This is a genomic window from Janthinobacterium sp. JC611 (genome assembly GCF_018682595.1).
Taxonomy (GTDB): Bacteria; Pseudomonadota; Gammaproteobacteria; order Burkholderiales; family Burkholderiaceae_D; genus Janthinobacterium.
In genome coordinates, this window is sequence record NZ_JAFLJN010000023.1 from 64,662 (window position 1) to 89,425 (window position 24,764).

24 protein-coding genes are annotated in these 24,764 nt (G+C 63.8%); 7 read left to right on the forward strand and 17 right to left on the reverse strand.

Features of this window, described 5'->3' with window-relative positions:
* Positions 1-45: 45 nt before the first annotated feature.
* The 13 genes from cheD to J0O65_RS17925 form a co-directional block, all read right to left on the reverse strand.
* Positions 46-654, reverse strand: coding sequence for a chemoreceptor glutamine deamidase CheD (cheD, locus tag J0O65_RS17865; RefSeq protein ID WP_215408632.1), 609 nt, complete (start codon positions 652-654; stop codon positions 46-48).
* Positions 655-663: 9 nt separating this feature from the next.
* Positions 664-1,536: a CheR family methyltransferase gene (locus J0O65_RS17870; RefSeq protein ID WP_215408633.1), complete on the reverse strand. Its 873-nt coding sequence runs from the start codon at positions 1,534-1,536 to the stop codon at positions 664-666.
* A gap of 72 nt (positions 1,537-1,608) precedes the next feature.
* A complete protein-coding gene (locus J0O65_RS17875; protein ID WP_215408634.1) occupies positions 1,609-3,330 on the reverse strand; it encodes a methyl-accepting chemotaxis protein in 1,722 nt (573 codons plus the stop codon).
* A 191-nt stretch (positions 3,331-3,521) separates the two neighbouring features.
* On the reverse strand, positions 3,522-4,028 hold the full coding sequence (locus J0O65_RS17880) for a chemotaxis protein CheW (protein ID WP_034758356.1): 507 nt from the start codon (positions 4,026-4,028) through the stop codon (positions 3,522-3,524).
* Positions 4,029-4,059: 31 nt separating this feature from the next.
* The gene (cheA, locus tag J0O65_RS17885; protein WP_215408635.1) at positions 4,060-6,261 is read right to left on the reverse strand and encodes a chemotaxis protein CheA; all 2,202 of its coding nucleotides are present in this window, start codon (positions 6,259-6,261) and stop codon (positions 4,060-4,062) included.
* Between the two features lie 43 nt (positions 6,262-6,304).
* Complete coding sequence (locus tag J0O65_RS17890; RefSeq protein WP_034758362.1) at positions 6,305-6,670, reverse strand: response regulator; 366 nt, start codon at positions 6,668-6,670, stop codon at positions 6,305-6,307.
* Positions 6,671-6,753: 83 nt separating this feature from the next.
* Entirely contained in the window at positions 6,754-7,302 is a 549-nt protein-coding gene (locus tag J0O65_RS17895) for a chemotaxis protein (RefSeq protein WP_077401991.1), read from the reverse strand.
* Positions 7,303-7,348: 46 nt separating this feature from the next.
* A complete protein-coding gene (gene motB, locus J0O65_RS17900) occupies positions 7,349-8,326 on the reverse strand; it encodes a flagellar motor protein MotB (protein WP_215408636.1) in 978 nt (325 codons plus the stop codon).
* A gap of 58 nt (positions 8,327-8,384) precedes the next feature.
* Complete coding sequence (gene motA, locus J0O65_RS17905; protein WP_215408637.1) at positions 8,385-9,245, reverse strand: flagellar motor stator protein MotA; 861 nt, start codon at positions 9,243-9,245, stop codon at positions 8,385-8,387.
* A 219-nt stretch (positions 9,246-9,464) separates the two neighbouring features.
* Positions 9,465-10,226 (reverse strand): class I SAM-dependent methyltransferase, encoded by a 762-nt coding sequence (locus J0O65_RS17910; RefSeq protein WP_215408638.1) that lies wholly within the window; start codon positions 10,224-10,226, stop codon positions 9,465-9,467.
* A gap of 120 nt (positions 10,227-10,346) precedes the next feature.
* The gene (flhC, locus tag J0O65_RS17915) at positions 10,347-10,910 is read right to left on the reverse strand and encodes a flagellar transcriptional regulator FlhC (RefSeq protein WP_215408639.1); all 564 of its coding nucleotides are present in this window, start codon (positions 10,908-10,910) and stop codon (positions 10,347-10,349) included.
* 150 nt (positions 10,911-11,060) lie between these two features.
* Positions 11,061-11,378, reverse strand: coding sequence for a flagellar transcriptional regulator FlhD (gene flhD / locus J0O65_RS17920; RefSeq protein WP_034758381.1), 318 nt, complete (start codon positions 11,376-11,378; stop codon positions 11,061-11,063).
* Between the two features lie 243 nt (positions 11,379-11,621).
* Complete coding sequence (locus J0O65_RS17925) at positions 11,622-11,939, reverse strand: hypothetical protein (RefSeq protein WP_215408640.1); 318 nt, start codon at positions 11,937-11,939, stop codon at positions 11,622-11,624.
* A 43-nt stretch (positions 11,940-11,982) separates the two neighbouring features.
* On the opposite strand from J0O65_RS17925, the gene kynU reads away from it, so the two are divergent.
* The 6 genes from kynU to J0O65_RS17955 all read left to right on the forward strand — a co-directional run bounded on the left by kynU (position 11,983) and on the right by J0O65_RS17955 (position 18,943).
* The gene (gene kynU / locus J0O65_RS17930; RefSeq protein WP_215408641.1) at positions 11,983-13,233 is read left to right on the forward strand and encodes a kynureninase; all 1,251 of its coding nucleotides are present in this window, start codon (positions 11,983-11,985) and stop codon (positions 13,231-13,233) included.
* 25 nt (positions 13,234-13,258) lie between these two features.
* A complete protein-coding gene (gene kynA, locus J0O65_RS17935; protein ID WP_251373827.1) occupies positions 13,259-14,128 on the forward strand; it encodes a tryptophan 2,3-dioxygenase in 870 nt (289 codons plus the stop codon).
* Positions 14,129-14,145: 17 nt separating this feature from the next.
* Positions 14,146-14,691, forward strand: a complete 546-nt coding sequence (locus J0O65_RS17940) for an RBBP9/YdeN family alpha/beta hydrolase (RefSeq protein ID WP_215408643.1) — start codon at positions 14,146-14,148, stop codon at positions 14,689-14,691.
* Positions 14,692-14,797: 106 nt separating this feature from the next.
* On the forward strand, positions 14,798-16,864 hold the full coding sequence (locus J0O65_RS17945) for a toxin-antitoxin system YwqK family antitoxin (protein WP_215408644.1): 2,067 nt from the start codon (positions 14,798-14,800) through the stop codon (positions 16,862-16,864).
* 2 nt (positions 16,865-16,866) lie between these two features.
* The gene (locus J0O65_RS17950) at positions 16,867-17,886 is read left to right on the forward strand and encodes a leucine-rich repeat domain-containing protein (RefSeq protein ID WP_215408645.1); all 1,020 of its coding nucleotides are present in this window, start codon (positions 16,867-16,869) and stop codon (positions 17,884-17,886) included.
* A 31-nt stretch (positions 17,887-17,917) separates the two neighbouring features.
* Positions 17,918-18,943, forward strand: coding sequence for a leucine-rich repeat domain-containing protein (locus J0O65_RS17955; RefSeq protein WP_215408646.1), 1,026 nt, complete (start codon positions 17,918-17,920; stop codon positions 18,941-18,943).
* 28 nt (positions 18,944-18,971) lie between these two features.
* On the opposite strand, the gene J0O65_RS17960 is transcribed toward J0O65_RS17955, so the two are convergent.
* Positions 18,972-20,009: a hypothetical protein gene (locus J0O65_RS17960; RefSeq protein ID WP_215408647.1), complete on the reverse strand. Its 1,038-nt coding sequence runs from the start codon at positions 20,007-20,009 to the stop codon at positions 18,972-18,974.
* 134 nt (positions 20,010-20,143) lie between these two features.
* Between J0O65_RS17960 and J0O65_RS17965 the strand changes: the two genes are divergently transcribed.
* Entirely contained in the window at positions 20,144-20,875 is a 732-nt protein-coding gene (locus J0O65_RS17965) for an alpha/beta fold hydrolase (RefSeq protein ID WP_215408648.1), read from the forward strand.
* On the opposite strand, the gene J0O65_RS17970 is transcribed toward J0O65_RS17965, so the two are convergent.
* The 3 genes from J0O65_RS17970 to J0O65_RS17980 all read right to left on the reverse strand — a co-directional run bounded on the left by J0O65_RS17970 (position 20,852) and on the right by J0O65_RS17980 (position 24,714).
* Positions 20,852-21,217: a hypothetical protein gene (locus J0O65_RS17970; protein ID WP_215408649.1), complete on the reverse strand. Its 366-nt coding sequence runs from the start codon at positions 21,215-21,217 to the stop codon at positions 20,852-20,854. The genes J0O65_RS17965 and J0O65_RS17970 overlap by 24 nt on opposite strands.
* 72 nt (positions 21,218-21,289) lie before the next feature.
* Entirely contained in the window at positions 21,290-23,209 is a 1,920-nt protein-coding gene (gene htpG / locus J0O65_RS17975; protein WP_215408650.1) for a molecular chaperone HtpG, read from the reverse strand.
* An 86-nt stretch (positions 23,210-23,295) separates the two neighbouring features.
* Complete coding sequence (locus J0O65_RS17980) at positions 23,296-24,714, reverse strand: aminotransferase-like domain-containing protein (protein WP_251373825.1); 1,419 nt, start codon at positions 24,712-24,714, stop codon at positions 23,296-23,298.
* Positions 24,715-24,764 lie beyond the last annotated feature (50 nt).

The window sequence follows — 24,764 nt, forward strand, 5'->3', positions numbered from 1 at the left end:
CGCAGGCCGCACAGCGCGACGCGCAGCAGATTTGCTCGGGTGTTGCTAGAACAGCTCGACCTCGCCGCCGACTGGCGCGACCTTGAGACGGCTGGCGTAATCGAGTTCGCGGCGTACCAGCGTATCGTTATGCGTCTGCATCAGCTTTTTCACCAGCACCTTGCCGCTGCGGGGGAAAAAATATACCTTGCGCGGGTGGATGTCGTTGAGGTCTTCCGCCACCACGCGCATCTTTTCCGCCTTCAGGTAATTGATGACGAAGGCCGCATTGCGTTCGCCCACGTTGATCGCCGTGAAGCCGCGCAGCACGGCGCCGCCGCCGAACACTTTCGCTTCCATGTTCTCGCGCCGCGCGCCCGCCTTCAGCAGATCGTTGATCAATATCTCCATGGCGTAGGTGCCATAGCGCATCGACGCGGAAATCGGGCTGCTCGGATCGCTGCCGCCATCGGGCAGCATGAAGTGGTTCATGCCGCCCAGGCCCGTGACGCGGTCGCGGATGCAGGCCGATACGCAGGAGCCGAGCACGGTGACGATCAGCATGTCCTTGTTGGTAAAGTAATACTCACCAGGCAAGATCTTGGCGGCGTCACAATTGAACGTCCTGTCGTAATAGACGTTGGTGGCGAATTGCTCTTTGGGTTCCAGGCTCATATTTCACTCTCATGTACGATGCGACGATGCCTTGGGCGCGACGCCCCGAGGCTGGTCGAGCTCATAGACTGTTTTACCGCGCAGCTTCAATGAATCCGACACGTACAGGAAATTCTCCGAATGGCCCGCGAACAGCAGGGCATCCGGCTTCATCAATGGCACAAAGCGCGACAGGATCTTGCGCTGCGTCGCCTTGTCAAAATAAATCATCACGTTACGGCAGAAGATGACGTCGAACTGGCCGGTCAATGGCCAGCTGTCGGCCAGCAGGTTGAGCGGCTTGAAGGTAATCATCTGGCGCAGTTCCGGGCGCACCCGCACCTGCCCCTCGCGATCGCCCTTGCCGCGCAAGAAAAAGCGCCGCGCGCGGTCGGCCGGCATCTTGTCGAGCCGGTCCAGGTTGTAGACGCCATTGGCGGCCGTGGCCAGCACGTTCGTGTCGATGTCCGTGGCGATGATGGTGACCGGCGGCGTGAGCGTGTTGAACGCCTCGCACACCGTCATGGCGATCGAATACGGTTCCTCGCCGGTGGAACTGGCCGAACACCAGATGGTGATCGGCCCGCTCAGTTTCTTCACGTGTTCGGCCAGCAGCGGGAAGTGGTGCGCCTCGCGGAAGAACGACGTCAGGTTGGTCGTCAACGCATTCGTGAACGCTTCCCATTCGTCGCCCATGCGGCCAGCTTCCAGGTCGTCCAGGTAGCGGACGAACGAGGAGATGCCCGTCGCGCGCAGGCGCCGCGCCAGGCGGCTGTAGACCATCTCCTGCTTGCTGTCGGCCAGCGCGATGCCGGCCCGCTTGTAAATCATGGCGCGGACCCGTTCAAAGTCCTTGCCCGTGAAATCAAATTCCTTGACCGAATCCGTTTTAGTTTGCGGCATTTTGTTTTTACCTCTCTATGACTACTCTGACCAATGCCTTTGCAAGTATAACTAGCGGGACCGGGGTTGGCGTCAGAACTCTTCCCAATCGTCGCCGCCGGCCGCCGCCAGCTTTTTCGCGGGCGGTGGCGTGCCGGCTTGCGCCGTCTTTGCCAACCGCCGTGTATTTCCCGCCACGCCGGGCACCGGCCGCGCCACCGCTTTCACTACTGGCGCGGGCGCGGGCATGGCCGCCGGCGCCGCGCTTTCCCCGTCCAGCTTGAAGATGCTGACGGCGTCGGCCAGTTTCTGCGCCTGATCCTGCATGCTTTCGGCGGCCGCCGCCGCTTCCTCGACCAGCGCCGCGTTTTGCTGCGTCATCTGGTCCATCTGCGCGATGGCCTGGTTCACTTCCTCGATGCCATGGCTCTGTTCCTGCGTCGCCGCCGTGATCTCGCCCATGATGTCGGCCACCTGCCGGATCGACGTGACGATCAGGCCCATGGTCTGCCCCGCCTCGTCCACCAGCCGGCTGCCGGCATCGACCTTGTCGACCGAGTCGCCGATCAGGCCCTTGATCTCTTTCGCCGCGCCCGCCGATCGTTGCGCCAGATTGCGCACTTCCGACGCCACCACCGCGAAACCGCGCCCCTGTTCGCCGGCGCGCGCCGCTTCGACGGCCGCATTCAAGGCCAGGATATTCGTCTGGAACGCGATGCCGTCAATGACGCCGATAATGTCGACGATCTTGCGCGAACTGTCCTTGATGGAACCCATGGTATCGACCACTTGCGCCACCACCTTGCCGCCCTGCTCCGCCACCGACGATGCCGATACGGCCAGCTGATTGGCCTGGCGCGCATTGTCCGCGTTCTGCTTCACGGTCGACGTCAGCTCCTCCATCGACGATGCCGTCTCTTCGAGCGAACTGGCCTGCGTTTCCGTGCGCGCCGACAGGTCCGCATTGCCGCTGGCGATCTCGCGCGAGGCCACGGTAATCGTGTCGGTCCCGTTACGCACGTCGCTGACCGTCTGCACCAGGCTCTCGTTCATGTCCTTCAGCGCCTGCTGCAGCGCGCTCGTTTCATCCTTGCCCTCGACCACCACGCGCGCCGTCAGTTCGCCGGCCGCCACCTTCTGCGCCACCGCCAGGGCGCCGGACAACGGCACCGTGATCGAGCGCGTGATGAAGATGGCGCACCAGGCGCCGATCGCCACCGCCGCGCCGCCCAGGATGAACAACACCGTCATCAGGCGCGCATCGGCCGCCAGCGAGTCGTCCATGAAGCTTTGCTGCGCCACGTGCTGCAAGTCGAGCAGCTTGTTGATGTCGGCCAGGGTCGTCTTGTTCAAGGGGTCGATGCGGGTGGCGATCACCTTCGCCGCGCCCTCGCTGTTAAACGCCAGCACCTGCCCCATCGCTTCCTTGAAGGCGGCATCGACCTCGCCGTCGACCTTGGCGATATTGGCCAGCAATGCCTTCTCGCTCTCGGACAGGCCCAGGCCGGCCAGCTTGCCGCGCGCGCCGTCGTACAGCTTGCGCTGCTCGCGCACCTTGCCCTCTTCCGCCTGCATCAGGCCCACGTCGCCCTGCAGGCCGATATTGCGCATGGCGATGCCGGTTTCCAGCATCGCGCTCTTCATCAGCGACGCCTGCGTATTCTTTTCGCTTGCCAGCGCCAGGCCCGTGAGCAACTGGGCCTTGTTACGGTAATTCAGTGCATTCGCCGAAACGATCACCACCACCAGGATGGCGAGGATGCTGCCAAAACCTATGCCCAGCCGGGTGCCTATCTTGAAATCGCGCAAACTCATTACAGTCTCCAATATTTATGTGAACGGCGCCCGTTCAACCGGACGGCGCCGTGTTGTGGCCTGGCCTCTGACGGACCTTGCAGCCTGCCGGCGCGCCTCTGCCCGCGCCGGTACATGCATATCTGTAGTGATTCTTTGCGTGCTCATACGGCGGCGCACCGGGCGCCGCCTTGCTGCCTGCTTGCTGCCGCTTACGCCGCCAGCTTGTCGATCAGGCCCATCTCGCTGCTCGACATCAGCTTGTCGATATCGACCAGGATCAGCATGCGCTCGTCGATGGTGCCCAGGCCGATCATGTAGTCGGTCGAGAAGGCGGTGCCCATTTCCGGCGCCGGCTTCACCTGCTCCGGCGTCAGGGTGGTGACGTCGGAAACGCTGTCGACCACCATGCCGACGATGCGGCCGCCGATGTTCAGGATGATCACCACCGTGAACTGGTCGTACACGGGCGTGCCCAGGTTGAACTTGATGCGCATGTCGACCACGGGAATGATGATGCCGCGCAGGTTGATCACGCCCTTGATGAATTCAGGCGCGTTGGCGATGCGGGTGACCGCTTCGTAACCACGGATTTCCTGGACCTTCAGGATATCGATGCCGTACTCTTCGGAGCCCAGGGTGAAGGCCAGGAATTCACGACCGGCGATGTCCTTGCCGTCGCCCGCATTGCTTCCGGATGTTTGTTGAGTATCTGACATGGTGCGTTTTCCTATCTTTTATCTATCGGTGTTACGAAAAAATGGACTCGTCGGCCAGCTGGCGAGAGGAACGGATCAGGGCGGCGACATCGAGGATCAGCGACACGCCGCCGTCGCCCAGGATGGTGGCGCCGGAAATGCCCACCACCTTGCGGTAATTCGATTCGAGGTTTTTCACCACGACCTGCTGCTGTCCCACCAGGTCGTCGACAAACAGGGCCGCCTTGCGCCCTTCCGTCTCGAGGATCACGCAGATGCCTTCCGAAGGACTGGTAAAGCGCGGCGCGATGTCGAACATCTGGTACAGCGGGATCAATGGCAGGTATTCGCCGCGCACCTTCACCACTTGCCCCTTGCCACTGATGTCCTTGATATCCTCAACGGCTGGCTGCAGGGATTCGATGACAAAGCCCAGCGGTAAAATATACACTTCATCGCCGACGCGGATCGACATGCCATCGAGGATGGCAAGGGTCAGCGGCAGCGAGATGGAAATCGTCGTGCCGAACCCCTTCGCCGAACGGATGTCGACGACGCCGCCCATGGCGCTGATATTGCGCTTGACGACATCCATGCCCACGCCGCGGCCCGACACGTCGGTGACCGCTTCGGCGGTGGAAAAGCCCGGAGCAAAAATCAGCTGCCACACGTCGGCGTCGCTCATCGTCTCGGACACGTCCAGGCCCTGCTGCGCGGCCTTGGCCAGGATGCGCTCGCGGTTCAGTCCCGCGCCGTCATCGGACACTTCGATGATGATGTTGCCACCCTGGTGGCTGGCCGAGAGGAACAGGCGGCCGGCCTCGGTCTTGCCGGCGGCCACGCGGGCGGCCGGCATTTCCACGCCATGGTCGATGCTGTTGCGCACCAGGTGCGTGAGCGGGTCGACGATGCGCTCGATGAGGCCCTTGTCCAGCTCCGTGGCGGCGCCATTCGTGATGAAATCGACCTTCTTGCCCAGTTTCGTGGCCAGGTCGCGCACCATGCGCGGGAAGCGCGAAAAGACGAAATCCATAGGCATCATGCGGATCGACATGACCGCTTCCTGCAGGTCGCGCGTATTGCGCGTCAGGTGGCTGACGCTGTCGAGCAGTTTTTCATGCAGCATCGGGTCGAGCGCGCTGGCGCGCTGCTCGATCATCGCCTGGGTGATCACCAGTTCGCCCACCAGGTTGATCAGCTGGTCGACTTTCTCGATCGAGACGCGGATCGACGACGACTCGGCGCCGGCCTTGTCGCCCTCTTTCTTGGCCGGTTTCTTTTCCTGCTCCGCTTCGGCCACGGCGCTGGCCACGACCGGCGTGGCGGCAGCGCTGGCGTTGCCCGCCTTGGCCGCGTCGGCGCGAATCTGTTCGAGGGGCTGGAAGAAACCGTAGCCCTGTTCGGCGTCGCCCTGCACGCCGGCGGCGGCCCGGATGTCCTCGAGCGGCTGGAAGAAGCCATAGCCGGGGTCCGCCGCGCCCTGCGCGCCAGGCGCGCCTGGCAGCGGGTCGAAGAAGCCGTAGCCCTGGGCTTTTTCCTGCGCCGCGCGGGCCGCTTCGGCTTCGCCTGGCGCCAGTGGCGGCGCCTGCGTGATCACCATGTCGTCGGGATTGAGCACGAACGAGCAGATGGCCAGGATATCGTCCAGGCTTTCGTGCGTCGTCACTTCCAGCACCGTGCGCGCGTCGGGCGAGGTGGACACGGCGACGTCGCCCAGCAAGCCCAGTTCGGCCGCCAGCGCATCGACTTCGCGCGGCTCCATGCTGGGAAGCTCCAGGCGGATGCGATGGCCGCCGGCATGGCTGACCGCGGCCTTTTCCGCCGTATGGAAGGCCGGCGCGACGGGCGTGAGCGCGGCCACGGGCACGTCCTGCGAGAACGACTGCAGCATCATGCGCACATTGGCCACGGCATCCTGGTCGACGGCGCTGCCCAGGCGGTGGCCGTCGAGCTGCATCTTGAGGATATCCTTGGCCGCCAAAAAGGCGTCGACGTGTTCCGCCGTCAGGGCCATCTGGCCCTGACGGATGCGGTCGAGCAGCGACTCCAGGATGTGCGTCACCTCGCTCATGTCGGAGAGGCCGAACGTCGACGCGCCGCCCTTGATCGAATGGGCGGTGCGGAAAATGGCATTCAGGTCTTCGGCGTCGGGCGCCGCAATATCAACGGCCAGCAGCAGCCGTTCTTTTTCAGCCAGCAGTTCTTCGGCCTCATCGAAAAAGACCTGAAAAAACTGGCTAATATCGATGGTCATAGGGTGACTCCGTCAATTGCATCGTTGCGCTGCGCGGCTGGCATCAGCCGATCACCTTTTTGACCACTTCGATCAGGCGTTGCGGATCGAAGGGCTTGACCAGCCAGCCATTCGCGCCGGCGGCGCGTCCCTTCGACTTCATCTCGTCCGACGACTCCGTCGTCAGCATCAGGATGGGCACCTTTTGATAGGTCGGCAGTTCGCGCAGCAGCTTGATCAGCTCCAGGCCATCCATGCGCGGCATGTTCTGGTCCGTCAATACCAGGTCCACGGTTTGCAGCTTGGCTTTTTCCAGTCCGTCCTGGCCGTCGACGGCCTCCACCACCTGGTAACCGGCGGCTTTCAGACTGAACGCCACCATCTGGCGCAATGAGCTGGAATCGTCCACTGCAAGTATCGTTTTGGCCATCTTTGCTCCCACTTATTCCGGGCATCCTGCCCGAGTATTTGATTAATCAATCCATGCAACCACAAGCGTTCCGCACTGGCATGCTAGAACAGCTCGATGTCGCCACTTTCCAAATGCTGTTGACTGACAGCCTTGCGCAGCACGCTGCGCAACTCCAGGCTTTGAATCGCCAGCGCCATGCTGACCCGCCCCAGCAAGGCGACAATTTCTTCATTGTCGCTCTCCGGCAACATCTCCGCGCCATGCGAGCCCAGGGTACCGAGGAACTCGCGCAAGCCCGTCACGCGCTTCAAGGTGCGCTCGATCAGCTGGCTGGTCATGTCCTGGAACTGCAGGCTGGTGATGGCGGCATTCACGTAGCCCCCCACCTCATCCTGCAACGCCAGCAGTTTTTCCCGCTGCTGCTCGGCCGGAATACCGCCGTCGAGCAGCAGGGCGATGGTGTCTTGCTGCGCGGCGACGGCCGCATGTATCGCCATGAAATTGAAGGACAGCTTCTCGATCGCCTCTTCCAGCAAGATGCCGGTCTGCACCAGGTCGGTTTCCACCTCCGTCAAGTGCTTGCGGCCATGGTCCGACACGCCAGACAGCAGGCGCTTTACATGCGAGCCAAGTATTTTCTTTCTTGTCATAAAGGTCTCATTGTTTCAATACACCACGCGTCGACGGCCTTGCGTGTTATTTTTTCGCCGCTACCGGGCTGGGGGCTGGAGCCGCCGCGGGCGGCGCACCGGCCGCCAGCCCTGAAGCGACAGCGGCGGACGCGGCATCGGTCACCGGCAGCTCGATCGCCGCCCCGTCGCGCAGGACATTTTCTTCCGTGCGCTTGTTCATGACGATGATGCTGATGCGCCGGTTGATCGGATTGAAGGGGTCGAGCTTGTCCAGGTGGGCGGCCGAACCCAGTCCCACCACGCGCAAGACTTTCTCTTCCTTCATGCCGCCAATCACCAGTTCGCGCCGCGACGCATTCGCGCGGTCGGCCGACAATTCCCAGTTGCTGTAGCCGGCATCGCTCATGTAGGGCGTCGAATCCGTATGGCCGGACAGGCCGATGCGGTTCGGCACCTCATTGAGCACGGAGCCAATGGCGTGCAGGATTTCCTTGGTGTACGGTTGCAAATTCGCATTGGCAAGCGCAAACATCGGACGGTTCTGCTCGTCGACGATCTGGATGCGCAAGCCTTCGCTGGTGATATCGAGCAGCAACTGGTTCTTGTATTTTTTCAGCAGGGGATTGGCGTCGATGGTCGCTTCGATGCGCGCCTTGAGCGCCTGCAGGCGCTTGCCTTCCTCGCGTTCCAGCGCGGCCTTGGCGGAATTGAGGTCGAACGATTTGCGCTGTTGCTCTTCCTGCGCCTTGCGCACCTGCCCATCCTGGCGCGACAGGTCCTGGCCGCCGCCCTGGATCACGGAATTGCTTTCGCCGCTGCCGGAACCGCCCGCCATGGCCACTTTCAAGGGCGTCTTGAAGAATTCGGAAATACCGTTCAAGTCGCCCTTCGAGGTGGAGCCCAGCAACCACATCAGCAGAAAAAAGGCCATCATGGCCGTGACAAAGTCAGCGTAGGCGATCTTCCACGCCCCGCCATGGTGTCCGCCAGCCGTTTTCTTGATACGCTTGACGATAATCGGGCGCATGCCTTCATCGGCCATGGCGTCCCCCTTCCGTGTGCTGCAAATGACTCATGGTGTCCAGGCGTATATTCACTGCTTACTTCGTTTTCGATTTCTTGATGTGGTCTTCCAGCTCATTGAACGTCGGGCGCTCGGTCGAGAACAGCACCTTGCGGCCGAACTCCACGGCCAGCGCCGGCGCATAGCCGTTCAGGCTGGCCAGCAGGGTCACTTTCACGCACTGGAACATCTTGCTCGACTCTTCCAGCTTCTGCTCCAGCAGGCTGGCCAGCGGGCCGACGAAACCGTAGGCCAGCAAGATGCCGAGGAAGGTGCCGACCAGCGCGTGCGCGATCAGCATGCCCAGCTCGGCCGGCGGGATGCCCACCGACTCCATCGTGTGCACCACGCCCATCACGGCGGCGACGATACCGAAAGCGGGCAAGCCATCGCCCACCTTGGCGATCACGTGGGCCGGCACGGCGCCTTCGTGATGGTGCGTCTCGATTTCATTGTCCATCAGGTTTTCGATCTGGAAGGCATCCATGTTGCCCGATACCATCAGGCGCAGGTAATCGGTCATGAATTCGATGATATGGTGGTCGGCCAGCACGGCCGGATACTTGGAAAACAGCGGACTTTCCTCGGGCTTGTCGATGTCGCCTTCGATCGACATCAAGCCTTCCTTGCGCACCTTGCTGAGCACTTCAAACAGCAGCGACATCAGTTCCATGTACAGCTCTTTGGTATAGCGCGAACCCTTGAACAGGCCGGGCAAGGCGGCGAGGGTGGCTTTGATCGCCTTGTTATTGTTACCGACAAGGAAGGCGCCCAGGGCGGCGCCGCCGATCATCAGCAACTCGACCGGCTGGAACAGCGCCGCCAGATGGCCGCCCGCCAGCGCGAAACCGCCAAAAACCGAGGCGCAGACGACGATGTATCCGATTATGACTAACAAGTGCCCTGACTCCCAATAATGGCCGGGACTGTGTCCCCGGCATGTACAAACCTGTTCCTGTCTTCTGGCGGCTGCGCCGCCGGCAAAGACAGCGGCAAAAAAAGCAACCGGAAGTTAATTGAAATGCGCTGCTTTTCAATGCAAATCCGAGAAAATGCCGTGTGGAACTACAATAACGTGAGATTGTCCTCCGGGCAAGCAAATAACGCAGACAATTGCTTAAAAGCACCATATGTAAAGCAAAGGGCCACCCTCTGTGGCGGCGATGGTCTTATCGGGCTCGCGTGCCGCAATCTGGAATTCGTAACTAAGAAGCATGCTACCGGGCAACATTTCCCTTTCCGCCTTGCGCCACAGGGCCGCCATCGCCGCCGGCGACAGGTAGGCAAACACCGCATCGTAGCGGCCGAAATCGAGCGCCTCGTAGTCGCCGCGCAGGAAACGCGCGCGGCTCCCCGCCAGCCCTGCGCGCAAACGGCTTGCCAGCCAAGGCAACGGCGCCAGCTCGATGCCGGAAAACTGCCCGTCGGGGCGGCGCCGCGCCAGGTCCAGCACCAGGCCGCCCAGGCCGCTGCCGATGTCGACCAGGCGCACGCCGGGACGGTCCGCGACCAGCTCGGCCACCGCCTGCCATACCTTCGGCCCCGACGGATAAAACGGCACTTGCGTGCGGAACGTGGACCAATACAGGCTCAGCAGGAAAACAAAGGCCGCCAGGAAGACGGCCGGCGGCAGATCGAGCAGGCTGGCCGCCAGCAGGGCGGGCGCAAACAGCAGGCCGATGGCGCACCACCAGCGCGCCAGGCCCGCGCGCCACGTGATGAGCGCCGCCAGCACGCCCTGCAGCAGCGCCACGGCCGGCAGCGACATGGCCACGCCGGCGCGCGCCAGGCCATATACCAATAGCAACAGCAAGGGAAAAGCCAGCACCTGGATCAGGACGGCCTTGAGCGCGGGCGCGCGCAGGATTTGTTGCAGCATGAGGCAGTCACAGGACAGTCAAAGGGGGAAAACGCCAGTGTAAGCGAAAGCACCATGAAAAAACCGGAGTCCGGTCTGGCGACCGCTCCGGCTTTCACTGAGGCCATGATTGCAACAGCATCAGGCGGCGACACCCGGCGGCGCGATGGCGGCCGCTTCATCGCGCGCCTTCTTGGTCTTGCCGGCACGCGAAGGCATGTGGCACAGGCCGCACACATAATCGGCATTCAGGTCGAGGCAGTTGACGACAAACTTGCCGCCGCACTTGCCGCAGGGCGCCATGTCCAGCATCTTGCTGCTGAAAAAGCGCACCAGGGTCCAGGCCCGCGTCAGCGACAGCAGCGGCTCTTCGCCCGCTTCGGGCGGCATCTGTTCCAGGTACAGCTTATATGCCTTCATCACGGCTTCGATGCCGGTGGCGCCGGCGTGGTCGACGAGGAATTTGTGGATATTGATGAACAGCGAGGAATGGATATTCGGTTGCCAGGTGAGGAACCAGTCGGTGGAAAACGGCAGCATGCCCTTGGGCGGCGAGACGCCCTTCAATTCCTTGTACAGATTCAGCAGGCGTTCGCGCGACAGCGAGACTTCCGTCTCCAGCAGTTGCAAACGGGCGCCCAGCTGTATCAATTCAATGGCCAGCTGGATTTCCTGCGCTTCCGATACGACACTTTTCTTGGCCATGCTGTGTACTCCGCGACTGACTGATGCTAACTAACTGATACTGACTGATGAGGTTGCCAGAAAAATGTTCAGGGCAAGGCGCGTTGCCGAAGACAGTACGAATGTACGGCGAGGCAATGCAACGCCGCCATGGACGTTTTGAGGGGAACCTTAAGCGATTTCTTCGACGCCCTGGCCGGCCATGAGAATGGCAGCGTGCGACTGGGCCAGCGAGCGGTCTTTATTGTAGTTCGTCAGCATGCCCAGGATGGCGCTGTCGTCGAAGCGGAAGCGGGCCAGCATCATGTTGCCGCCAGCGAGCTTCAGGATCTGCGCATTGCTCATGCCTTCGATCAGTTCGGCGATTTCGGCGGCAATGCCCAAACGGAAGATGGCCGTTACCTTGTCCGCACGAATCATTTGCTGGGCCAGCATCAGGTAGCTCAGGTTAGCGTCGCGAATCTCAGCCATCATATCGTTAGCAGTCATTTCCATCTCCTCAATCCGTTGAATTCAGCTGGCGTTGTATGTTGCCAGTGAGATACATTCTGCAGGAGCAACATTAAACGCAACAGAGGCAAAGCACTGTATTTTTGGTCGGGGAATGGCGGAGACGATCGTAGGTGTTTGTCTGACAAACACTACTCGATCATGGTCGCGCGCCAGTAACGGCGCGGGTGTGGGAGTTTGGCTCTGCGTCGGATTTGCCCGACTTTTGGCCTGTAAAAAATATCACTTTTTTACAACAACTTGATCAGAATCAAGTCTGTCTACAGAGATAACGGCAGCTCCGACGGGAACTTTAGGCTTGTTTTTAAAAATATTTAAAAATTGTCGGCGCCTGCCTGACCGATTACCGCTGTTCATGTAGTTGTTGACGGCGGCGAATGGCGGAACTTTAGGGCTATCTGGAAATATTTTTAAAAATCGTGATTTTTTTCGTTGATGCCCCGCAAGCGGACATTTTTTCGCCGCCTTTTCTGCCGGAAAGCGCGCCGTGCGGCGGGGATTTGCTACACTGCCACTTCCGCGTGATACTTTAAGCTTCAAGCAATATCATGCCATCCAGACAAGCATCGACATGAAAGCCACCATGATTTCTCGACAGGACTGCAGCGCGCGCGACCTCGACGATCCCCTGGCGCCCCTGCGCCAGCAATTCGACTTGCCGCAAGGCGTGATTTACCTCGATGGCAATTCCCTGGGCGCCCGGCCGAAAGCGGCCCTGGCCCGCGCCCAGCACGTCATCGCGGCCGAATGGGGCACCGACCTGATCCGCAGCTGGAATACGGCCGGCTGGTTCGACCTGCCCAGGCGCCTGGGCGACCGCCTGGCCCCGCTGCTGGGCGCGCACACGGGCGAAGTGGTGATCACCGACACCACTTCCGTCAACCTGTTCAAGGCCCTGGCCGCCGCCCTGCAGATGCAGGCCAGCGATCCGGCCCGCGCCGCGCGGCGCATCATCGTCAGCGAACGCAGCAACTTCCCCACCGACCTGTACATGGCGCAAGGCCTGGTCGCCTGGCTCGACCGCGGCTACCAGCTGCGCCTGGTCGACAGCCCGGACGACCTGGCGCACGCCATCGATGCCGGATGCGCCGTCGCCATGCTCACGCACGTGAACTACCGCACCGGCTACCAGCACGACATGGCCGCCGTCAGCAGCCATTGCCATGCGCAGGGCGCGCTGGCGCTGTGGGACCTGGCCCATTCGGCCGGCGCCGTGCCGCTGGACCTGAACGGCGCAGGCGCCGACCTGGCCGTCGGCTGCACCTATAAATACCTGAATGGCGGCCCCGGCTCGCCCGCCTTCATCTGGGTGCCGCAAAAACACCAGGCGCGCTTCCGCCAGCCGTTGTCCGGCTGGTGGGGCCACGCCACGCCGTTCGCCATGGACCCGGGCTTCGCGCCCGCCGATGGCATCGCCCGCGCCCTGTGCGGCACGCAGCCGATCCTCTCGCTGGCCCTGGTCGAATGCGGCCTCGATATTTTTGCGCAAACGAGCATGGAAGCCATCCGCCGCAAGTCGCTGGCCCTGACCGATTTGTTCATCGCGCTGGTGGAACAGCGCTGCGCCAGCCATCCGCTGGGCCTCGTCACGCCACGCGAGCATGCGCGGCGCGGCAGCCAGGTCAGCTTCACGCACCCGCACGGCTATGCCGTGATGCAGGCGCTGATCGCGCGCGGCGTGATCGGCGACTACCGCGAACCGGCCATCATGCGCTTCGGCTTCACGCCCCTGTACACGCGCTTTGCCGACGTGTGGGATGCCGTGGAGATCCTGCGCGACATCCTCGATACGCAAGCCTACGACATCGCCGCCAAGCGCGATGCCGTCACCTGAACCACCCATGAACGACGACAAGAATATGAACAAGGAAAACACCAGCGGCTGCCCCATGCATGCCGGCGGCCAGGATGCGCAGTGGCATGGCGCGCAGATGGACTTCAGCGAATCGATGAGCTACGGCAATTACCTGGCGCTGGACCGCATCCTGACGGCCCAGCATCCGCTGTCGCCGAATCACAACGAGATGCTGTTCATTGTGCAGCACCAGACGAGCGAGTTGTGGATGAAGCTGATGCTGCACGAGATGCACGCCGTGCGCGCCAACCTGCAAAGCGGCGACCTGGCGCCCGCCTTCAAGATGCTGGCCCGCGTGGCGCGCATCATGGATCAACTGGTGCATGCCTGGGACGTGCTGGCCACCATGACGCCGCCCGAATACACGGCCATCCGCCCCTACCTGGGCGCCTCGTCCGGCTTCCAGTCCTTCCAGTACCGCGAGATCGAATTCATTTTGGGGAACAAGAACGCGGCCCTGCTCAACGTGCACGCGACGGCGCCCGATACCTATGCGGTACTCGACGCCGCCCTGCGCGCGCCCTCCGTCTACGATGAAGCCATCAAGCTGCTGGCGCGCAGCGGCCTGCCCATCGCCGCCGAGCGCCTGGACGCCGACTGGAGCCTGCCGACCGCCTCCGACGCCTCGGTCAAGGCGGCGTGGCTGGAAGTCTACCGCGACCCGTCGAAACACTGGGCCCTGTACGAGCTGGCCGAAAAGCTGGTGGACCTGGAAACGGCCTTCCGCTTCTGGCGCTTCCGCCATGTGACGACGGTGGAGCGCATCATCGGCTTCAAGACGGGCACGGGCGGCACGGCGGGCGTGAGCTATTTGCGCAAGATGCTCGACGTGGTATTGTTCCCGGAGCTATTCGCCCTGCGCACGGAGCTTTGATTTTACAAGGAGATTTGATGTCGCCTCTCGTCCTGACCCTGGCCGGCCTGTGGAATTCCGGGCCGCGGCATTGGCAAACCCATTGGGAAGCGCGCCACCCGCAATGGTCGCGCGTGCCGCACCGGGAATGGCAGACGCCGGACAAGGACGAATGGGTGGCGGAGCTCGACCGCGCCATCGCCGCCTGCGAGCGCCCTCCCGTGCTGGCCGCGCACAGCCTGGCCTGCACGCTGGTGGCCCATTGGGCGGCCAGCGGCTCGCCGCACAGGATCGCCGGTGCCTTCCTCGTCGCGCCCAGCGATGTGGAGGCGCCCTCCTACCCGTCCGGCACGACGGGCTTTGCGCCGATGCCGCTGCAAGCCTTGCCATTCCCCAGCCTGGTGGTGGCCAGCGGCGACGATCCCTACGTCAGCTTCGCGCGCGCACGCGCGTTTGCCGCCGCCTGGGGCAGCGATTTCACCATGATCGGCGACGCCGGCCATATCAATGGCGACGCCGGCTACGGCCCCTGGCCGGACGGCGAACAGCTGCTGCTGGACTTCTGCGCCGCCCACCAGCCCTGAACCGCAGGGCGCGCACCTGCGCACGATAGGCGCATATTTGCCCACAAGTAAGAACGCAGGCAGAATCGTGGCCTTTCCATTGCGGCGCCCCGACGCCAGCCCCACGATGAAACGTCCGCTTTTGCCAGTTCTCCTGCCCTTGCTGCTCTGCTCCGCCCTCGCCCACGGCGCGCCCTTCTACGAAGGCAAGACCCTCGCCCACCCCGCCATCCACGCCGCGCAGGACAGCGGGTTTGACGTCGCCTTCCTCAAGGAAAAGGATGGCGTCAACGGCTATTACTGCGAGTGCACCAGCAGCGGCTCGAAAACCTTCCAGCTCGACCAGTTCGGCAACGCCGTCATCCGCTCCGTGTTCTACGCGTCGCTGGACAAGGAATCGGACACCAGCGTGCAAACCATGCTGGTGCTGTTCCGCCAGGGCGACAGGAACGGCCTGCGCGCCTACCGCTATCATCGCGGCTCCGGCAAGTACCGGCGCCTGGACGGCTTGCAGCCGGCACTGAACCGCATCGTGACGCAAGGCGGCTCTCCCAACGCGGGGACGGTCAAGGCGGCGCTGGCGAAACTGGCGCCGATGGACTACAGCGTTCCGCGCGGCAAGAGCGGCAATGCGGACTTCGACGCCATCGACCATACGCAAGGCACCATCGTCGGCTACTACAGCACTGACGGCACGCCGGTGGCGCCCGGCGCCGAGGATGCCATCACCTACAAGAAAACCTTCCGGAAAAAAGGCGAGCGTTTTCTCACCGCCAGCTACACCCTGTACAGCGATGCGGGCGCCGGCATCCTGCCCAATTACCGGCTGTGGCAAGTGACGTGGGAAACGGCGCCGCAGCAGTTCACGGGCAGCGAGGACGGCCCTTCCGTCCTCTACAGCCTGGCCTGGGATGACGGCTCGGTGGTCGAGCGGGGCCAGTACGTGAAGGGCAAGCGCCAGGGACTGTGGGTGCGCGAGGGCATGCATGAAGGCAGCGAGAAAGGCCATTACGTCAACGGCCTGCGCGAAGGCCTGTGGCGCTTCGACTACCCCAGACAGAGCGAGAGCGGCATGTACCGGGCCGGCAAGCGCGAAGGCCGCTGGACCGTCGTCAACTATGCCGATGCAGAGGAAGTGACGGGTTTCGACACCTACGCCGGCGGCCAATTGAACGGTCCGCACGAACGCCGCATGGGCGGCAAGCTGCGCACGCAGGGCAACTACGTCAACGGCTCGCGCCATGGGCCGTGGCTCACGGAAGACGGCGAAGGCAGCTTCGTCGAGGGCTTGCGCGACGGGCCGTGGAAGCTCAGGCTCAAGGACAATGTCACGCAAAGCGTCACTTTCGTGCAAGGCAAGAAGCAGGGCGAAGCGATCGACACGGATGCGCAAGGCGCGCTGCGCCTGCGCGACCACTACCAGGCGGGCGTGCTCGATGGCAGCCGCACGCGCTATCTGGGTCCGGCCGGCAAGGAATACGCGGTCTACACGGCCACCTACCGCAACGGCCAGCTGGACGGACGCGAACAGGCGTTCGACGACAGCGGCAAGATCCTGCGTCTCGATACCTTGTGGGACAACGGCAAGAAGCAGGGCCTCGACGCGCGCTACTACCCGAACGGCAAGCCGGAACGCCTGGCCGTCATCGACCAGGGCCGCCTGCTCACGCACCTGCGCGAATACTATGAAGACGGCCAGCTGCTCAACGACATCCACCGCTGCACCTTCAAGGAGTACGGCAGCACGCGCGACGACGTGTGCGAATACCACCACATGTACTACCCGGACGGCAAGCCGCAGTATTACTATGCCTTCCAGTACGGCCAGCGCCAGGAAGGCTATTCGAACTACCCGAACGGCAAGCGCAAGGACGAACTGCTGGTCGACCGCGCCGCCGACACCTCCGTCGTCAACGCGTACTACGAAAGCGGCCAGCTCAAATGCACGGAGCCGCGCAGCGGCCACAGCACGCGCACGGTGAATGGCCAGACCATGATCAGCTATGCGTCGGCCGACCGCGATGGCGACAATATCTGCTACCACCCGAACGGCAAGGTGGCCAGCATCTACACCTTCCGCAAGCGCGTGCTCGTGGAATGCGGCAAGCGCTACGATGACACGGGCAAGCAGACCTTCCCGGGGCCGCAAGGCTGCCCGCCCCCCAGGCAAGTAGACTATCCGATAGGGCTGTGAGCATGACGCAAACAGGACAGCCGCTGCGCATCCAGAACCCCGAACGCATCGACGCCGGGGCGATCCGCGCCGCCATCGCGGGCGGCCAGCAGGTGCTGGTGCAGTTCAACACCCTGGCCGAGCCGCAGCCGCTGCTGGCCGACCTCGACGCCCTGGCCGCCACCTGCGGCACGGCGCTGACCATCCGCATCTACGGCTACGACCCGAGGGTGTTCGATGCCCGCATCCTGCGCGCGCTGCCGCATGTGGCCAGCCTGTCCATCGACTGCCACCGGCAAGCCATCCATCTGGAAGCGCTGGGCGAACTGCGCCACCTGAAGCACCTGAGCCTGGGCGTATACGAGCTGGCGGAGGCCGACATCCTGCAGCTGGAGAATTTGCGCGGCCTCGAATGCCTGGACCTGGGCGAGTCGGCCAGGAACAATATCGACCTGGCGCCCCTGCACCACTATGCGCACCTGTCCAGCCTGACCATCGAAGGCCACCACCAGCATATCGACACCCTGGCCAGCCTGCCGGCGCTGCGTGACCTGTCGCTGTACCGCATCAAGAACAAGGTGGCGCTGGATTTTGTGTCTGGCATGGAGCGCCTGCGGCAACTGAAACTGCAGCTGGGCGGCCGCGAATCGCTGGCGGACATCGAAGCGCCACTGCTGGAACAGCTGGAAGTGATACGCGTGCGCGGCCTGGAAACGCTGGGCGATATCGGCCGCTTCCCCCTGTTGCAGGCGCTATGGGTGGAAGACCAGATCAAGCTGCGGCAGGTCGCGCTGGGGCCCAATCCCCTGCTCGAACGCCTGAACCTGCACACCTGCAAGACGCTCGACAGCCTGCCCGGCCTCGCCGCCCTGCCTGCCCTGCGCCAGCTGTCGGCATCGGAAACCCTGCTCGACGTGGACGCACTGCTGCAGGATCTGCCCGCGTCGCTGACGCATGCGCGCCTGCGCACGGGCAAAAAAACACGCGACGACGCCATCGCGGCGCAACTGGCGGAGCGCGGCTACAGCAACGCGCGCCTGTAAGGCATCGCTCTTCTCGCACAGGAATCACCCCATGTACCAGCCTGCCACCCAGCACCGCATCCACCAGCCCGCGCGCATCGACGCGGCGGCCATCCGCACGCTCATCGGCAACGGCGAGCAAGTCATCGTCCAGTTTACGCAGGACCGCTTGCCGGCGCCGCTGCTGGCCGACCTGGACGCGCTGGCCGCCACCTGCGGGCCGGCGCTGGAAATCCGCTTTTTCGGCGCCAGTGCCGAACCGTTCGACGCCGACGTGCTGCGCGCGCTGCCGCATGCCGTCAACCTGTCGCTCGACTGCCACATGCGCGCCATCCACCTCGAGCGGCTGGGCGAACTGGGCCGCTTGAAGCGCCTGCGCCTGGGCGTGCATCACCTGGCCGAACTCGACATCCTGGCGCTGGACACCCTGCGCGGCCTGGAAGCACTGAGCCTGGGCGAGACGGGCAAGGGCCAGATCGACCTGGCGCCGCTGCGTCACTGGCCGCGGCTGGCGCAGCTGCACACGACGGGCCACGTGAAAAACATCGCCGCCATCACGGCCCTGCCCGCGCTGACGCAACTGTCGCTGTCGCAGGTCAAGAGCAGGGATGAGGTGGACTTCGTCAGCGCCATGCCGGCCTTGAGGCGGCTGCGCTTCATCCTTGGTGGACGCGCATCGATCGCCCACATCACGGCGCCGCGGCTGGAGGAGCTGGAAGTGGTACGCGTGCGCGGCATGGAAAACCTGGGCGATATTGGACGCTTTCCGCTGCTGGCGCGGCTATCGGTGGAAGAGCAGATCAAATTGACGGAAATCAGCCTGGGCGCCAATCCGACGCTCGAATGGCTGGTTCTGCGCAACTGCAAGACGTTGCAGCGCTTGCGCGGTGTCGCGGCGCTGCCTGCGCTACGCGCCCTGGCGGTGAGCCAGACGCAGCTCGATTTCGATATGCTGGTGGCCGAGGGCTTGCCGCGCGCACTGCGGCAGTTCAGCTTTGGCACGGGGAAAAGACAGCGCGACGCGGAAATCGACGCGCAATTGACGCAGCTCGGTTACGCCAAGGCACCCTACTATTGACAACAGCGTTTTGAAAACGACGTTGACATCAGCGGCCGGCCGCCAGCTTGCGCTGCCACAGCGCCACGTCGATCATCACGCCATCGGCCCCCGTGTTGCGGATGTAGACGCGATAGCTGCCCTGCCCCATGTCGCCATCGAGGTAGGCGGTGCGCTCGTTGCGCTGCACCCTGGCGCCCTTGGCCATCTGCCGGTAGCGCTCCACCACCGTGTCGAAACTGGCATAGCTGCGCAGCGCCACTTCCAGGTCGCGCGGCGGGCGGCCCTCGGCGTGGTCCAGCACATTGTTCTGTTTCTTGCCCTTGAGGGTGAGCGGATAGGCAAACACGCCGGCGCCGGCCGACGTCAGCACCGTGGATTTATCGAGCAGCAGCGGCAGCAGCGCCGGCGGATAGGCGGGCGGCAGCTGGGCGCGGTTCCAGCCCGGCAGGGCCGGCTGCGCCAGCACGTATTCGACCGTGGCGATCTTCTGTCCGTCGGCGCCCGCTTCCTTGTCGCCCGCGATCAGCGCCAGCATGGGAGGCAATTGCCTGGCCCAGGCCAGCAGCGGCGCCGCTTCGCCGACCAGCATGCCCTTGCGGTGGAACACGGTCAGCACGGTATTCGGATCAGGATTGCAGACTTTCGCCAGCGGCTGGCCCTCCAGGCGGCAATGGCCGTTGACGAGGCCAAAGGCGATGATGGCGCCGCGCTTGTCGAGCAGCATGGCGCCCCGTTCGCGGCCCTGCTTGCGGTCATTCATCGACGCCAGCAACTGCCGGCCATCGGGCAGCACGGTGCGCGTGGCGTCGCGCTTTTCGCTGATCGCTTCGAGCGCCTGCGCCAGCAGCAGTTCATCATCTTCCGTGTAGCTGCCGCGCGCGTAACCGAAGAAGTCGAACAGGGTGGCGCGCACCTGCGCATCGTCGCTCAGGCGCGGCAAGGGGCCGCCGGCCAGCAGGGAGGACAGGCTTTTCCCCGCCGGCGCGGCGGGCGCCGCCGTAGCGCCGGCGGGCTGGGAAAGGACGCAGGCCGCTGCCAGCAAGGCGCCGCCCAGGGTGCGGTAATTCGAAAAAATGATATGCATGATTCTGTCTGTCGGGGATTTGGCCGTTCTTACGGCCACGCATGGCGCGCCGGCGATTCTAGCATGGCGCCAGCGCCCATGCCGTGCGGCTGGCGGACGGCGCATATGCCGGCGCGGCTGCTATGATGGCCGCAATGACGACACCAACCCACGCCTCGCCCCTGCTTGTCCTCCTGCCCGGCATGGATGGCACGGCCCGGCTATTCGACCGTTTTGACGCCGCCGTGCGCGCGCTGGGCGCCATCGACACCCAGGCCATCGCCTATCCGGCCGCGCCGCTCGGCTATGCGGCCCTGGAAGCGTTCGTGCGCGAGCGCCTGCCGCAGGGCCGCCCCTTCATCGTGCTGGCCGAATCGTTTTCAGGACCGCTGGGGGCAGCTTTGCGCGCCGATCCGCCACCGGGCATGCGCGCCCTGATCCTGTGCTGTTCGTTCGTGCGCAATCCGCGCCCGATGCTGGCGCCCCTGCGCCACCTGCTCGGCCTTGTGCCATTTGGCGCCATGCCCGGCTTCGCCCTGCGCCAGGCGCTGCTGGCGCCCTGCTCCACGCCACGTCTGCAGGCGGAACTGGCGGCCGCGCTGGCGCACGTGCCGCCCCGCGTGCTGCGCCAGCGCCTGCGCGCCGTGCTGGAAACCGACGCCTCGCGCAGCTTCGCGCGCGGCAGCCTGCCGGTGCTGTATCTGCGCGCCCGCCACGACCGCCTGGTGCCGCCGGCGAACGCCGCGCAGATACTGCGGCAGGCGCCCGGCACGCAGCTGGTCGACATCGCCGCGCCGCACATGCTGCTGCAGGCGGCGCCGGAAGCGGCCGCCGCAGCCGTCGCCGCCTTTGTCAACGGCCTGTCAGCCGCGCAGGTATCCGCTTAAACGCGCGCCAGCCAGCACGGCCAGCCAGCTCACGCCGCCCGACAGCACGCTGAAGTAGATGGCCCGCAGCGGATGCTGGGGCAGCAGGTACGCGAGCACGGCCGCGCCCAGCAGAGCGCACAGCGCAGGCTTCCACCGGCCGGGAGGCAGCAGCGCCAGCAGCAAGTTGGTGCCCGCATACACGTAAAACACCAGCAGCAGGGCCAGGCCGCCCGCCACGCCGCGCGAGCCGAGGCTGCCGAACAGCTGCGTGTACAGGAAAAATCCCAGCCAGCTCAATGCGATAAACAGCAGGCAGCCCAGCGCATGCGCGCCCAGGCCCGCCATCAGGCGGATTTTCATGATGCTCCTTAAAGAAAAAGCCGGCCCCTTCACGCAGAAAGGACCGGCTTGATGACGTTTACCGCTAAGCGATTACTTCGCCGAATTGAGCAGCAATTCGTTGAGGCGTTTGACGAAGCTGGCCGGATCGGCCAGCGAGCCGCCTTCGGCCAGCATGGCCTGGTCGAACAGGATGTTGGCCCAGTCGCCGAACTTGCCGCCTTCCGCGTCTTCGTACTTCAGACGCGTCACCAGCGGGTGATTCGGGTTGATCTCCAGGATAGGCTTCGATTCCGGCGCGCTCTGGCCTGCCGCCTTCAGCATGCGCAGCAGGTTGCCCGACAATTCGTTTTCATCGGCCACCAGGCAGGCTGGCGAATCGGTCAGGCGGAACGTGACGCGCACGTCCTTGGCCTTGTCGGCCAGCACGGTCTTCATCTTGCCCACCAGGTCGGCGTACGAGGTTTCCGTTTCTTCGTGCTCTTTCTTTTCCGCTTCGTCTTCCAGCGCGCCCAGGTCCAGGCCGCCCTTGGCGACGGAAACCAGTTCCTTGCCTTCGAAGTCCTGGATAAACGACAGCATCCATTCATCGACACGGTCCGTCAGCAGCAGCACTTCGACGCCCTTCTTGCGGAAGATTTCCAGGTGCGGGCTGTTTTTCGCGGCGGCGTAGTTGTCGGCCGTGACGTAGTAAATCTTGTCCTGGCCTTCCTTCATGCGCGCCACGTAGTCGGCGAACGAGGTGATTTGCTCGTCGCTGTCGTTGGCCGTCGAGGCAAAGCGCAGCAGCTTGGCCAGGCGTTCCTTGTTGGCCGCGTCCTCGCCGATGCCTTCCTTCAGCACCTGGCCGAATTCCTTCCAGAAGACGGCGTACTTGTCCTTCTTGTCCTGCTCGTCGGCGTTCGCCAGTTCTTCCAGCATGCCCAGCACGCGCTTGGTCGAGCCTTCGCGGATCACCTTGACGTCGCGCGATTCCTGCAGGATCTCGCGCGACACGTTCAGCGGCAGGTCGGCCGAGTCGATCACCCCGCGCACGAAGCGCAGGTAGGTCGGCATCAGCTGCTCGGCATCGTCCATGATGAAGACGCGCTTGACGTACAGCTTGATGCCGCCGCGCTTGTTGCGGTCCCACATGTCGAACGGCGCCTTGGCCGGGATGTACAGCAGCTGCGTGTATTCGCTGCGGCCTTCCACGCGGTTATGCGTGTGCGTCAGCGGCGACTGGAAGTCGTGCGACACGTGCTTGTAGAACTCGTCGTACTGTTCCGGCGTGATGTCGGCCTTGTTGCGGGCCCACAGGGCGCTGGCCTGGTTGACGGTTTCGAATTCGTCTTTCAGGACGGTTTCTTTTTTCTCGTCGTCCCACTCTTCCTTCTGCATCACGATCGGCAGCGAAATGTGGTCCGAATATTTGCGGATGATGGACTTGATCTTCCAGCTCGACAGCAATTCGTCCTCGCCTTCGCGCAGGTGCAGGATGATGTCCGTGCCGCGCGACGGCTTGTCGATGGTCTCGATGCTGTAATCGCCTTCGCCGCTTGACTCCCAGCGCACGCCCTCGGAGGCGTCCGCGCCGGCGCGGCGCGTTTCGACGGTGATCTTGTCGGCGACGATGAAGCCCGAATAAAAGCCCACGCCGAACTGGCCGATCAGGGCCGCGTCCTGCTGCTGGTCGCCCGACAGCTTGCCGAAGAATTCCTTGGTGCCCGACTTGGCGATGGTGCCCAGGTGCGAGATCGCCTCGTCGCGGGTCATGCCGATGCCGTTGTCGGAAATGGTGATGGTGCGCGCATCCTTGTCGAAGCTGACCTTGATCTTCAATTCGTGATCGTTGCCGTACAGGGCGTCGTTATCGATCGCTTCGAAGCGCAGTTTGTCGGCCGCGTCGGACGCGTTCGAGATCAATTCGCGCAGGAAGATTTCCTTGTTCGAGTACAGGGAATGGATCATCAGGTGCAGCATTTGCTTCACTTCGGTCTGAAAACCCAGGGTTTGCTTTTCGGAGACAGCCATTTTTACCTCATAGTCTTGTGGATGGGACGGACTTTACGGAGTTGGGGATTATATAAGCGATTTCAAGGGGCTTGTCGCAAAGGCGCTTATCCCAGCGCGCGCTCGAAAAACGTCCAGACGCGCTGGTCCTGTACCGTGGCCAGGTTCAGGCGCATGCGGGTCGACGGCAGCTGGCGCGGCGAGAACAGGCTGCCCGGCGCCAGCACCAGCCCCTCGGCCAGCGCCTTTTCGGCCAATACGTTCGTGTCGCAGCCCGCCTCGGCCCAGACGAACATGCCGGCCGGCGCCGGATCGAAGCGCAGGCCGGCCCGCTCGGCACGCCGATACGTGCCCTCGCGCACCTTGTCGAGCCGCGCGCGCAGGCGCTCGGCATGCTTGCGGTACAGCCCCTGCGAGAGGATCTTGTACACCACGCGTTCGCCGATGTCGCTGGTGGTGAGCGTTGCCAGCATCTTGCGGTCGGCCAGGCGCTGCGCCCATTCCCTGGAGGTGGCGATGAAGCCCACGCGCAGGTTGGCCGACAGGCTCTTGGAAAAACCGCCCAGGTAGATCACGCGGCGCAGCTGGTCCAGCGCGGCCAGGCGCGTGGCCGGCTGCACCGCGCCGCCCGGATGCATGTCGCAATAGATGTCATCCTCGACGATCAGGAAATCGTGCTGTTCGGCCAGGCGCAGCACCTGGAAAGCCTTGGCCGCCGACAGCGACGTCGAACTGGGATTGTGCAGCACCGAATTGATCACGTACAGCCTGGGACGGTGCAGCGCCGCCAGCTCGGCCAGCACGGCGATATCGGGGCCGTCGGCCAGGCGCGGGATGCCGATGACGTGCATGCCCATGGCGGCAAAGGCGCCGAACATCAGCCAGTACGCGGGATCGTCGACGAAAATGGTCTCGCCGGGGCGGGCAAACTCGCGCGCCACCAGGTCCAGCGCCTGCATCACGCCCACCGTGGTGACGATCTGCTCGGGCGGACACGCGATTTCCAGCCCCGCCAGTTTCAGCTCCAGCTGCTGGCGCAGCGGCAGGAAGCCCTGCGGCGCGCCGTAGCCCAGCAGCAAACTGCCGGGCTGGCGGCTGACGTCGCGCAAGGCGCGCGCCACCAGGTCGCCATCGAGCCACTCGGCGGGCAGCATGCCGGTGCCCGGCGCGGGGATGGCGGGCGTCTGGCGGAACATGTTGCGGATCAGCCAAACCACATCCATCGGCTGCGCCGCCGCATCCTGCGCGCCGGCCGGCGGCGCCGGCGTGTTCAGGGACGAGCGCTCGCGCACGAAAAAGCCGGCGCCGCGCCGCGACTCGAGGTAGCCGCGCGCCACCAGCTTGTCGTAGCTGGCCACCACCGTGGCGCACGACACCTCCAGGCTGGCGGCGCACTGGCGGATCGAGGGCATGCGCGCGCCGCCGCGCAGCAGCTTGTCGTCGATGCGCGCCGCCAGCGAGCGCGCGATCTGGTCGATCAGGGTTTCGCCCGAGGCGCGCGACAACAAAGGGAGTGTATTGCTCATATAACCATGACAGTATGTGAAATTATGCGCCGAAGTGTATTTGTACTGTA